Origin of the sequence: Gordonia gummivorans, from assembly GCF_022513585.1 — a bacterium.
Taxonomy (GTDB): domain Bacteria; phylum Actinomycetota; class Actinomycetes; order Mycobacteriales; family Mycobacteriaceae; genus Gordonia.
Genome location: NZ_JAKWBF010000041.1, coordinates 12704 through 24899, shown reverse-complemented (window position 1 = coordinate 24899; position 12196 = coordinate 12704). Strand labels below are relative to the sequence as shown.

Below are 12196 nucleotides of genomic sequence, written 5' to 3'. Positions count from 1 at the left end.
ATGGGTGGCCGCGCAGGGAGCTTGACTATATAGTCGGATATATAGTTAGGAGGGCAGTGATGGCCGTCACCAGTGTTGATCTGGATTCGAAGCTTATTGAGCGTGCCCGAGCCCTCACGGGTGAGCGATCGAACCGGGCCGTGATCGACCTCGCGTTGCGCAGGCTCGTCGCCTCGAAACAGAAGGCCGCGATGATCGAAGGAATCGCAGGACTGACCGATCTTGAAGGCGAACTCGGCGCGCCTGTGGCCTCACCAGGTGATGTCGAGTCTGTGTGACCGACTACCTGGTCGATAACTCGGTCTGGGCGAGACTGGCCACCGGGGACCCGGGCGTCACTGCGAGGCTGCGCCGCATTGAGCGAGCGCCGGCGGACCTGTTCGTCACGTGTCCGCCCCAGGCGCTCGAGTTCTGCCACAGCGCCCGGACACGCGAGGAGCACCTGCGCTACCGCGAACAGATCTCCCTCGGATTTCCGCTTGAGCACGCGCCTGACGAATCGCTCGTGCTCGACATTCAAGCCGCACTATGGAATACAGGGCTGGTCCGTGCAGCGGGCTCGCTCGACATCCTGATTGCCGGCTACGCCATCGTCAACGATGCGACGGTGCTCGCCGCGGACCACGACTTCGAGCACATCGCGAGGGTGTCGGATTTGCAATGCGAGTACGTCGCACCCTCGCCATGACATCTTCAGCGTTGGGGCCCAATCGATTCGGGCGCCACATTATGGACGAGGGACGAGCGTCTGAGGACGGTGTGCGTGGTAGTGGGAGTTCAACCAGTCCGTGAGTGACGTTATCGACGAACCGTGGTCCGCGTGAGTCGATCTGCTCGACAACCAGCGGCCATGATGGGATTCCACTGGTAGCCTGTTCCCATGGAAGCCACGATCGACTCGGGCGGACGACTGCTCCTACCCAAAGCCCTTCGAGACATGTTGGGAATCGCGCCCGGATCCACCGTCGACATTTCGCTGTATGGCGGGGGTCTGCAGGTGACCCCGGGTGGACGAACCGCGCGGCTGGTCAAGGGAGCTGACGGGCATCTGGTCGCCGAGTCTGAAACCGCGGTGACCGACGAGGTCATGTTCGGATTGATCGATTCCAGCAGACGGTGAGCGTGAGTCAACGATTCGCCGTCGACACAAGCGTTGCGGTGCCGTTTCTCGTGGCTTCCCATGCTGCTCATGAAGTTGTCAGATCCCGGATTGGCGGCCGGCCGCTTGCGCTCAGCGGACATGCTCTGCTGGAGACCTATTCAGTGCTGACTCGCCTGCCTGGCGACGCGCGAGTGGCTCCGCCGGATGCGGTGCTGCTGATCGACGACAACTTCGTCGAGACGCTTGGGCTCCCCGAAGGTGTTGTGGCCGAGGCTCATCGGCTCCTTGCCCGATTCGGAATAGCCGGTGGGGCGACCTACGATGCTTTGGTCGCATTGGCGGCCCGAGAGAACGACGCCGTCTTGATCACGCGCGATGCCCGGGCACGGCCTACCTACGACGCGGTGGGTGCGCGGGTAGAGGAGATCGTGGGGTGAAACGTGACGCGGGCGAATCGCGGCGGTCTATTGACGACGCCGACTATCTGGCTCAGCTCGACGCGTGACTGAGATCGGCTCCTCAGTGCCCGGCTCCGGGATATTCCCGGAGGACCGCCCTCACGGGCCCGATCTCAGTCATCGACTCGGCCGCCAGTACACGTTCGGCGATGAGTCGTCGACGACCACAGGCGTGGCCGACACACGCTGTCGCACCGTGGGTTTCACGGCTCTGCATAGACTGACGCCAGGGCCAGGTCACAAGTGGGGCAGCAATCTGGTGAGGACAACCCAGTCGGTCACGCAGTCACGACCGTGCCGCGGCCTCGACGTCCGCGTCGACGCGGCGTCGTGTGGCCATCAGCACCGTCACGCAGGCGAATAGCGGTGGCAGTGGGCACAGCACCGCGAGGCTGAGTGATCCCAGGGCGTCGTCTCCGCGGTCGAGAAGCGTTGTCGCGCATCGAATCCGAGGAGCCTCGAGCCGGGGTGAGTGACCAGTCTCACCCTCGGGAAGGACGCGGCAGAGCGCTCTCACCGCTCCGGAGCATCGCCCTCCGCGGGGTCGCCCCCGGGTTCGTCTGGTGGTGGTTCAACGGCAGCGGCGACCTGGTCGGCCAACTCCAACCCGGCGCCCGCGTAGACGTTGAACGCAATGCCGATGCCATTGTCGGTGGCCCAGTGCACTTCGTCTTCATAGCGTGCCGCCGAAGCGACCTGACCTCTGAAACCCGACTTGCGCAGGCATTCGAGCGCGACGACGTTGGCGCTGTGATTCGGCATCGCCAGCACGGCGTGCCGCACCGAATCAGAACGTCGCAGACGGACCCAGAAGTCCAGGTCGGTCGCGTCGGCCTCGATGACCCGGACGCCTCGGTCGGTGAGTCGCTGGATTCGACTTTCGTCGTAGTCGACGCCGACCACCCGCATTCGATATCGCTCGGTCAGGCGCTGATAGGTGGCAAATCCAACCCGGCCCATTCCGATGACGACGACCTCGGCGTCACCCGCGTCCCCGGGCCGCTCTTCGGGCTGCAGGTTGTGTTCGTCTTGGACGGGCAGGCGCGCGACGATCCGTTCCGCGAGCTGGTTCCCACGGCCGTTGACCACCGCGGATATGACGAAGCTCAAAGCGACGGCAATGGACAGTTCGACCAGCCATGTATGAGTCAAGAGCCCAGCACTCACCCCGACCGAGACGACGATCAGGCCGAACTCGGAGTAGTTCATCAGGCCCAGGCCGGCCAGGATTGCGGTCCGGTATCGCAGCTTCATCAACGTCAACAACGCCGTGTAGCCGGCCGCCTTGATCGGCAGCAGCACCATCATCAGAAGGGCGACGCCGATCGTGGGCATGTCGGGCAGGCCGGTGAGCCCGATCGACACGAAGAACGCCACCAGCAACAGTTCCTTGATGTGGAACAACGACCGGGACAGTTCGGTGGCTGCCGGATGCGACGCGAGCAGCATGCCGACGATCAGGGCACCCAGATCGCCCTTGAGGCCGACCGACGAGAACCAGACGTATCCCGGGACCAACGCCATCACGATCCCGAACAGTGACTGCATCTCGCCGTGGCCCAGGCGTCCCCACACCCGACGTGCCACCAACGTGAGCGGCCACAAGCCCACCAGCGTGAGCGCCCACGGGCTGGGGGCGTGCCCGGCGGTCGCGGTCAGGAAGATCACGGCGATGAGATCCTGCATCACCAGGATGCCGATACACACGCGGCCGTAGAGGGAGGTCGATTCGCCTCGCTCGTCGAGGATCTTCACCACGAAGACGGTGCTGGAGAATGACAACGCGAAGCCCAGCAGGGCTATGGTCTGCAGGCTTTGTCCGACCAGCATCGACACCCCGGCCACCGCTGCCAGCCAGATCAGCGCACCGCCGAGGACGACGCTGCACAGCATATGTACCGACGTCGTCAGCCACACCTCGCGGCGCAGCAGGGTTCGCACGTTGAGTTTGAGACCGATCGCGAACAGGAGCAGGGTGACCCCGAGGTCGGCGAGCGTCTCCAACTGCGGCAGGTCTTCGACGTTGATCGCGTTGAGAACGAAGCCGGCCGCCAGGAATCCGACCAACGGGGGCAGCCGCAGCACCATCGCCAGGCCACCGAGCCCGAAGGTGATGACGAGATAGATGGCGGCCACCGTCATGCGTTCGTCCTGTCGTGTGCGGTGCGGTGATGCGGACCCACCTCACCCTAAGCGGGTCCGCGATCGAAACACGACATCCGCGGCGCGCGCGTGTGAAATCCGCGGAACTCTGCCGGGCGGCGAAATCATTCGCTTTGCGGATCGTCGGGGTAGGCAATCGATTTCCTCGCCGTCGAGCATCGCGACGAGATCGAATCCCGTCTTGCGTCGTCGGATTGCCTGCCGTCTTCACCGAGGAGATGCCGGAATGAGAATCCCGACTGCTTGCCATGTGGAGTTCGACGGTGGAGTGTGCGTGAGTGGCATCGATTCAGACCTTGACCGAGGAGGAGCGTCGCGTCGTTGCGCGATGGGCGGTGACCTGCGCCGAACGCGTACTCCCGATGTTCGACGCCGAACCGATGGCGCAGGAGCAGATTCGCGATGCGGTCGTGCGCACCCGGGCCTTCAGTGCCGGGTCGAGTACTGCGGCCGAGGAGATCCGGAAGCGACTTGTCGCGGTGAAGGCAGCCAAGGCCGCGACCACCCCGCAGGGGGCGGCGGCTGCCCGGTCGGTTGCCCAGGCTGCCTCGGTCGCCCACATGGGTGCGCATGCGTTGGGCGCGGCCGCCTACGCGGTCAAGGCCATGTCGTTGGCCAATCCGGCTCGACCCGAGGCGGTGGCCGACGAGATTGCGTGGCAGTTGGCGGCGTTGACCGACGAAGAACAATCGATCTTGCGGCAGCTTCCGCCGGTCGGGAGCGACTCCTCCGGACCGCTGGGGCCGGGCCTGATGTCGCGCGGAATCCTGGGCGATGTGATTCGTGAGCTCCAGGCACAGATTGCGTAAAAAGTTGGTGCGCGTGTGGCCAAAGTGATGCGTGGTGTGTCGTTGTCGGTGATACTGCACCGATGATGGTATTGAAGCGAGGCGCTGCGCTCGCCGTTTCGGCGGTGCTGATCGCGGTCGCGGGATTGATGGCCACCCAATCCGGCGCCAACGCCGCGCCGAGCGGCTGGCGCTACACCCTCGTGGGGTTCAGCAACACCAGCGACGTCTACATGGACGTCTACCAGTCGTCTAATGGCACCCAGTTCAGCCCGCTGGCGAAGCCGGCGTATCGGCCGCCGTCGGGGCGCGTGCGTGACCCCAGCATCTTCCGCAATACCGACGGTTGGTACTACGTCACCTACACCACGGTCGATGGCGCGAACATCGGCTTCGCGCGCAGCCGCGACCGTATCCACTGGGCGTTCATGCACAACTATCCGGTTCCGTTCTGTTGCGCGTTCCTGCCCGGCACCGGCGACGGTAAGGGACTCGGCTCGTCGAGCGGGCCGGGTTCGTCCGGGTCGGCAGGCTCCAGCGACGGTCCGTCGCTCTCGCCGTTCACCACCAAGGCCTGGGCGCCCGAATGGTTTGTGGAAGGCGGGCGAGTCCATGTCATCCTGTCGATGTCGACCGGCGGCGGCTTTGTGCCCTACCTCATGACGGCGCTCAGCTCCGACTTCCGCGTGTGGAGCATCCCGACCCCGATCGCCGGGATCGGCGCCGACCACATCGACACCACCGTCGTGAAGGTCGGCTCGGTGTATCACGCCTTCACCAAGAACGAGACCAAGAAGTTCATCCAGCACGCGGTCGCCAGATCACTCGCCGGGCCGTACCGGTTTATCCCACCAGGGAATTGGGGGACCTTTGTCGAGGGGCCGGCTGTGGTTCAGTTGCCCAGCGGCGCGTGGCGCATCTATTTCGACGCGTACCGCGACGGTAAGTACTATTACTCCGACAGCACCGACGGGATGCGTACCTGGTCGAGCAGGACGTTGCTCCCCGGATTGTCCGGATCAGTGCGGCACTTCGGTGTGATGCGTCAACCGGCCTGACCACGCTTCTCGGCCAAGGAGTCAGCGAATGGCGTTGGCGCGCACCAGTCCACCGTCGCGGGAGATCATCGTGACGTTGCGATGCCGGGGCCGCTCGGGTGCGCGGTCGGTGAGTTCGAGGTCCACGCGACGCAGGATCTCGGTGACCACGATCCGGAGCTCGGCCATGGCAAGGGTCGCTCCGAGACACCGCCGGTTGCCGCCGCCGAACGGCATCAGCGTGTGCGACGCGGGCCGGACGCCGAGGAAGCGTTCCGGGGTGAACTCGAAGGGACGCGGATAGATGTCGTCGCGGTGGTGGAGCAACAGGATACTGATCAACGCGACCGTGCCCGGATCAACGCGATACGCACCGAACTGCCACGGCTGCAAGAGTTCCCGAGCTACCAGCGGTACCACCGGCCGCGCGCGCATTGACTCGTTGAGCAACGCTTCGATGTAGTCGTCGTCGCCCGCTCTCGCGGCATCCCGCGCATCGCGGTAGACGTCGGGGTTACGGGTGAGGCGTTCGAAGGTCCAGGCGACGGTGTTGGCGGTGGTTTCGTGCCCGGCGAGGACGAGGGTGAGTAGTTCGTCGCGGATTTCGCTGTCCGGCAACGGCATACCATCGTCGGTCCGTGCTGCGAGCAGGAGCGCTGCGATATCGGTGCGCTCGACCGACGACGATTCGGCGCGCCGTTCGGCCAGCAGCGCGGCGATCGCCGCGTCGACCGGCCGCAAGATGAGCTTGGTGATCCCGACCGGATTCTCGTTGAAACTGTTGGCCAACTGGGCAACCGTCGCCAATGGATGAGTGGACCACCGAAGCATCCGGACCATCGACGACCGAAGCGCGTGTTCGGCTTCGGTGTTCGGGACACCGTCGGGCAGACCAAAGACAGCGGCCATGATGACGTCGAGAGTGAGCTGTTGTGCCATATCGGCGAGCCGTATGGGTTGGCCGACGGGCCAAGAGTCGATATGTGTGGCGGTCGCGGTCTCGATGCTCTCGCGGTATGCCGCCACGGACTTGCCGTGGAAACGCGGCATGAGCAGTGTCCGTTGACGACGATGCCGCGGCCCGATCGAGGTGAGAACGGAATTCGGTCCGACGATCGGCCGCAGCGGCGACTGCCGGGTGGCCGACGGCGCGATGTCCGGGTCAGCGGTCATGACCGACCTGATGTGCGACGGATTGGTCAGCACGGCAACCGAATTCGGACCTCCCGGGAACTTGTAGCGCAACAGGTCGCCGTGCTCGGCCGCATCGGCGAAGAACATGTCGCCTTGACGGGTGACGATCTGCAGTGAGGTCCAGAGTGTATTCGGCCGCAGGTAGGTGGCCGGTGCGTTCGGTGCCGGCTCGTCGGCGACCGGGCGAGCGGAGCGACGGGGAATGTCGATCGGACCGGCGTCGTCGTCAGCACCGGTGATACCCGACGGGGAATCGGCGGCCGCGAGGTGCCAGCGTCGGGGTGCCTTCGTGAACGACAGAGTGGTTCGGAGGTCGTAGGTGGTCATGATCGCCTTGCGTCACGAGCGTTCAGGGCGGCGCTGAACTCTCGCGCCCTCATGTCCAGCCCGTGGCGATCGTGCAGCAGGGCGGCCATAGCGAGAAGCACGAACACGGCGATAACGAGAACCCACACAGCCGATCTCCTTCCAAGGTGCCGACTTCTGCGGCGCTTGGCATCGACGCTAATGCGGTGGTCCGGTCGGATCAGCGGGCTGCAGGTGGAATCTCGCTCCGCCCACGGATGGAGTTGCATGTCCACCCGTGGGTGGAGGGGGTGATTGGTTGTGCTCTGTCCGACGGCGTCAGAGGACGATGCAGGTGCCGGAGAGGTTGATGCCCGAGCCGACCTTGATCGTCTTGATCGGCGGCCGTGAGCGGTCGCCGTAGTGGAAGGCGCTCACGTAGTAGGTGCCCGGCACCTTGGGTGTCCAGTAGGCGGTCAACATGCCATTCATGGGTCGCTTGTTGGTGGCCAGGAACACGGTGGCTGCCTGATTGGGGCCCAGCCGTCGGGCCGCGACCACCGTGACGGGCCGGTCATTGGTGACCTTGGCGCTGACGGCATACGTGCAACTCGTCCCGACCATCGCGTCCGACGAACTGACTGTCTGACCCGTGGGCATGATCCTGACCGACGTGACCGCCGCGTTGGCCGGAGCTGCCAGCCCGATGGTCAATGCGGTTGCGCCGACGGCGACGCCTGCGGTGGCGAGTGCGCCCTCCCAGACGGATTTCACAGACACGATGACTTCTCCTCGGTTGTTGGGACGCACGCCCTCGACACGTACGGATCCCCACGGTAAGCACGGGTCGGCGCCGATCGCGGTTGATTCGCCAAACGTTCAGACTCGCCGACGATCACCAGATCACGGCGATGGCTGCAGCCGACAGCGACAGCAGCAGGGCGGTGACGAACAGTGGCCGCGGAACAGCCACGCCGGTCCTGCGTTGGCGGGCGGCACCCATGCCGAGGATTCCACCGAGAATCACGAGGATCGTCAGCTTCACACCGATCTTGACGTAGTTGAGATGGACACCGTCGGGCCACGGCGTGGCCAAGACGAGCCCTGTGATCAGCGATAGCAGCAGGCCGTAGTCCATCAGTTTCGTGAAGCGCCAGCGCGCCGCAACTGCCTCGGCGACGAGCGCGCCGAAGGTGATCGCGAAACCGACGATGTGCACAAGCACGACGACGCTGCGTAGTACATCCATGGTGTCAGGATTTCACGGTGTCGGGCGCATGGGCGCCTCGCTGAGTGTGCGATGTGTGACGAATCGCCGGGGCGCCCCCGACAGCGGGTCGGTGAAGTCCACTTGCCGAGCCAGCAACTGGAGGGGGAGTGAGTGATCGTCGGGCTCTTCGGGTAGGAGATCCGGGTACCACCGATCACCCAGGATGCTCGCCCCGAGCGCCGCCAAATGCACGCGCAACTGGTGCATCCGCCCGGTGTGCGGGCGCAGAATCGTATGCAGCACAGCCCGTCCCGACGCGCTCACTCCGTAACCGAGCACGTCGACCTCCGTTTCCGAGTTGGGCACTCGTGACTCGTCGACGACGACGCGCAACTCGCCGCGTCGTGCCTCGATGTGATTGCGATAGACCAGCGGAAGGGGCCGTCCGGCCAGCATCGGACGGTCGGGGTCCCAGTCCGGCGGCCGGGCCGACACCGCTTCGTACACCTTGGACACCTGCCGCTTCTCGAAGAGCGATTGGTAGGCGCCGCGTGTGGCCGGTCGGGCCGAGAACATCACCAGACCCGCCGTCGCACGGTCGAGTCGGTGGATCGGCGTCAGATCGGGGTTGTCGAGGCGGATCCGCAGCCGGACGAGTGCCGACTCGCGCAGGTACCGGCCGCCGGGCGTCGTCGGCAGGAAATGTGGCTTGTCGATCACGACGAGGTCGTCGTCGGCGTGCAGGATCTCTTCGTGAAACGGCAGGGGTTCCTCGGCGGGCAGATCACGGTAATACCAGATGAACGTGTGTGCGCCCAAAGGAGTCTCGCGGGCGATCGGTGTGCCGTCGGCACCCACGATCTCACCGGCATCGAACCGGCGGAACAGTTCGTCGGCGTCGAGGTGGTCGAACTTGGCCACCACGTACTCAGCGAGCGTGGCCCACGGTCCAGATGCGGGAACGCGCAGGCGTGTCGGCCCGACGCCGTCCCGGACGGGAAGAGGCGCGGGCATCGGCATGGACACGATCATCGCATCGTCCGCCGACCTGCGATTTCACCTGTCGGTGAGTTTCCGCATCGTGATGGCCTTGTCGACACCGACGAAGGCCGGTGCGATCAACGACAGACCCACCACCACCAACCACTGCCCGCCGGTGAGCGAGACAGTGTCGAGCAGACGCTGGAGCATGCCGAGTTCGACGGCCGCCCAGGTGAGCGACCAGCCGGCAATGAGCCACCCGAAGTACGGGAACATCGGCTGCGTCCACGGTGCCTGCTTCTCTCGCCGCATGATCACGCCGAGGTTGACGCCGCTGAGCGCCACCACCGCAAATGCCATCGTCATCGACGACGACCCGGCGTCGGCGGACGGCTCGTCGGGACCCCACTGGAGCACGGCCAGCGCGGAGGCGGCGATGAGGAAGCCGCTGGCCACCCACCGGGCGATCTGGGCGCCGTTGACGATCTTGGTGCCCGGTGCGCGCGGCGGGCGCTCCATCACGCCCGGATCGGGTACGTCGACGATGAATCCGACGACCACGGTGACCACCACGAAGAACTTGCAGAAGAGCAGCTGCATCGGCAGCATCGCGACGCCGCCGTTGATGTTGAGGATCGTCGCGAACACCATCAGCTGCAGTACCGACGACAGAATTGTCAGCTGGAGCCTGATGTAGGAGGAGATCCGGCGGTAGATGTCGCGGCCGAGTTCCACCGCGCGCACCAGAGTCGCGAAGTTGTCGTCGGTCAGCACGATCTTCGCGGCCTGTTTGGAGACCTCGGAGCCACTGCCCATCGCGACGCCGATATCGGCCTGCTTGAGAGCGGCGGCGTCGTTCACCGCGTCGCCGGTCATCGCGACGATGTCGCCCTGCTCCTGCATCAGGCGGGCCAGGCGGAGCTTGTCCTCCGGGGCGACGCGCCCGAAGACATGCAGGTCGGGGAGCTTTTCCTTGACCTTGTTGTCGTCGAGGCGTTGGAGGTCGGTGCCGGTGATGACGCCCGGGCCCAAGCCGAGCTGGTCGGCGATCGCGCGGGCGGTGATCGTGTGGTCGCCGGTGATCATGCGGACGTCGATGCCGGCACCGAGAGCGGTGTGAACCGCGTCGGTGGCCTCGGTGCGCAGGGGATCGATGATGCCGACGAGCCCGACAAGCACGAGGTCGGCGACCGCCGCCATCGGATCGTCCTGTGCCGCTTGTATTCCGGCGTCGTCGAGGCCTTTCGCCGCAAATGCGAGCACCCGCAGACCCTTCTCGGAGAGTTCCCGGTTGGCGTCGAGGATCTTCTGGCGCATGTCCTCGACCGGCACGATCTCGCCGTGGCGCAGCGCCGCAGAACACCGATCGAGGACGACGTCGGGGCCACCTTTGACGACCACGAAGTGCGGATCGTCGACCACCGTGCTGGTCAGCTGCGGGGGCCGGTCGTGGAAGGTGGCCATGAACTTGTAGTCCGAGTCGAAGGGGACCTCGGTCAACCGGGGAATCGTTCGACGCGTGGTCTCGGCGTCCACGCTCATCTTCGCCGCGAGCACGACCAGCGCCGCCTCGGTGGGATCGCCGATCACCGAACCGTCGTCGGCGACGGTGGCATCCGAACACAGGGCCAGGCCCAAAGCGAGGGGCGTGAAGTCTGGCAATGTGCCTGCGGCGCCGAGGATTGCGCCCGTCTTGGAGTAGCCCGATCCTTCCACCGTGAACCATTGGTCGCCCGCGTAGAGCGAGGTGACCGTCATGGCGTTCATGGTGAGAGTGCCGGTCTTGTCGGAGTTGATGACAGTGGTCCCGCCCAGGGTTTCGACGTCGGCGAGCGACTTCACCACTGCCTTCTCCTCGGCCAGGTGTTGTGCGCCAGAGGACAGCATCGTCTGCACAAAGGTTGGCAGGCCGGTCGGGATCGACGCGATCGCGGTCGAGATGCACAGCAGAGCAAGGGTTTCGCCATCCTGCCCGCGCGCGATTCCAACGATGCCGATCACGGCGACAGCTCCCCACGCGAGGAACCCGAAGACCTTGGTCATCCCGTCGAGCTCACGCTGGAGCGGAGATCGGGTGCGTTTGGTGGCCGTGACCATGTCGGCGATCTGGCCCATCTGGGTCGACGCGCCGGTGGAGGTGACCACGAAAACAGCGGACCCTCGGGTGACCTGGGTGTTCTGGAACACCATGTTGGTGCGGTCGCCGAGCGCGACCTCATCGGCGTCGATGACCGCCGGATCCTTGGCGACGGGTGCGCTTTCGCCGGTCAGCGCGGCTTCCTGCACCTCCAAGGTGGCCGACGTGATGAGCCGACCGTCGGCGGGCACCAAGTCGCCCGCTTCGACGAGCACGACGTCGCCGGGAACGAGGTCTGCAGCCGCCACCTCGGCGACCTGGCCGTCACGCCGCACACGGGCTTGCGGCACTTGAAGATGTGCCAGGGCATCGACGCTGGCCTGGGCCTTCATCTCCTGTCGGGTGCCCATCACCACGTTGAATCCGACCAGGAACGCCACCACGAACCCGGTCGCGAACTGTCCGATCGCGAAGCTTGCGACCGCCACGATGAGCAGCATGATGTTCATCGGGTTCGCGAGTTGACCGCGGGACACCGCCCACAGCGTGGGAGGCGGTTCGGCGGTCACTTGATTCGGCCCGTATTGGTCCAGACGTGCTGCCGCGTCGGTTGCGATCAGACCGAGTTCGGGGTTGACGCCCGCCTGGTCCGTCACGGCGGCTGCCTTGAGCAGATATGGCTGGTGCTGGTGGGTGGGGGCATCGCTGGCGGCGGTCATTCTCGTGCATCCTCTCGATGTTGCGCTGACCGGACCGCTGGCACCGGGCGGCAGTGGTCCGTGTGGCACGGAATCATGATGCACAACATCGGTCACGATCGGTGGGCCGCAGACACTTCTCACTCGGACCGGATGAGACCATGCCAGTCGCGTAATGTCGCCGGCGCCGCCCTGCTCAGAGT

The 12196-nt window shown here is 65.3% G+C and carries 12 protein-coding genes; 6 read left to right on the top strand and 6 right to left on the bottom strand.

The genetic code is table 11. The annotated features are described in order from the left end of the window. Positions 1–59: 59 nt before the first annotated feature. The 4 genes from MKW15_RS22135 (at position 60) to MKW15_RS22120 (ending at position 1539) form a co-directional block, all read left to right on the top strand. Positions 60–278, top strand: coding sequence for a type II toxin-antitoxin system VapB family antitoxin (locus tag MKW15_RS22135; RefSeq protein ID WP_240862164.1), 219 nt, complete (start codon positions 60–62; stop codon positions 276–278). After that, positions 275–688, top strand: a complete 414-nt coding sequence (locus MKW15_RS22130; RefSeq protein ID WP_240862162.1) for a PIN domain-containing protein — start codon at positions 275–277, stop codon at positions 686–688. Before MKW15_RS22135 ends, MKW15_RS22130 begins: the two co-directional genes overlap by 4 nt. 192 nt (positions 689–880) lie before the next feature. Continuing rightward, positions 881–1120 (top strand): AbrB/MazE/SpoVT family DNA-binding domain-containing protein, encoded by a 240-nt coding sequence (locus tag MKW15_RS22125; protein ID WP_240862160.1) that lies wholly within the window; start codon positions 881–883, stop codon positions 1118–1120. Positions 1121–1122: 2 nt separating this feature from the next. Then, positions 1123–1539, top strand: a complete 417-nt coding sequence (locus MKW15_RS22120) for a type II toxin-antitoxin system VapC family toxin (protein WP_240862157.1) — start codon at positions 1123–1125, stop codon at positions 1537–1539. Positions 1540–2073: 534 nt separating this feature from the next. Here MKW15_RS22120 and MKW15_RS22115 read toward each other — a convergent pair. After that, complete coding sequence (locus tag MKW15_RS22115; RefSeq protein WP_240862155.1) at positions 2074–3702, bottom strand: cation:proton antiporter family protein; 1629 nt, start codon at positions 3700–3702, stop codon at positions 2074–2076. A gap of 299 nt (positions 3703–4001) precedes the next feature. Between MKW15_RS22115 and MKW15_RS22110 the strand changes: the two genes are divergently transcribed. Then, entirely contained in the window at positions 4002–4532 is a 531-nt protein-coding gene (locus tag MKW15_RS22110) for a putative immunity protein (protein WP_240862153.1), read from the top strand. A gap of 65 nt (positions 4533–4597) precedes the next feature. Continuing rightward, a complete protein-coding gene (locus tag MKW15_RS22105) occupies positions 4598–5569 on the top strand; it encodes a glycoside hydrolase family protein (RefSeq protein WP_240862204.1) in 972 nt (323 codons plus the stop codon). A gap of 21 nt (positions 5570–5590) precedes the next feature. Here the strand turns inward: MKW15_RS22105 and MKW15_RS22100 are convergent, their stop codons facing one another. From MKW15_RS22100 to MKW15_RS22080, 5 genes are all read right to left on the bottom strand, one after another. Continuing rightward, positions 5591–7069 carry a cytochrome P450 gene (locus MKW15_RS22100; protein WP_240862151.1) on the bottom strand — a complete coding sequence of 493 codons (1479 nt, stop codon included), beginning with the start codon at positions 7067–7069 and terminating at the stop codon, positions 5591–5593. Positions 7070–7366: 297 nt separating this feature from the next. Further along, positions 7367–7807, bottom strand: a complete 441-nt coding sequence (locus tag MKW15_RS22095) for a hypothetical protein (RefSeq protein ID WP_240862147.1) — start codon at positions 7805–7807, stop codon at positions 7367–7369. A 115-nt stretch (positions 7808–7922) separates the two neighbouring features. Further along, positions 7923–8276, bottom strand: a complete 354-nt coding sequence (locus tag MKW15_RS22090; protein ID WP_240862146.1) for a Fe-S protein — start codon at positions 8274–8276, stop codon at positions 7923–7925. A gap of 12 nt (positions 8277–8288) precedes the next feature. Continuing rightward, positions 8289–9269 carry a pseudouridine synthase gene (locus MKW15_RS22085; protein ID WP_240862144.1) on the bottom strand — a complete coding sequence of 327 codons (981 nt, stop codon included), beginning with the start codon at positions 9267–9269 and terminating at the stop codon, positions 8289–8291. 24 nt (positions 9270–9293) lie between these two features. Next, positions 9294–12014 (bottom strand): cation-translocating P-type ATPase, encoded by a 2721-nt coding sequence (locus MKW15_RS22080; protein ID WP_240862142.1) that lies wholly within the window; start codon positions 12012–12014, stop codon positions 9294–9296. Between the last annotated feature and the right edge of the window lie 182 nt (positions 12015–12196).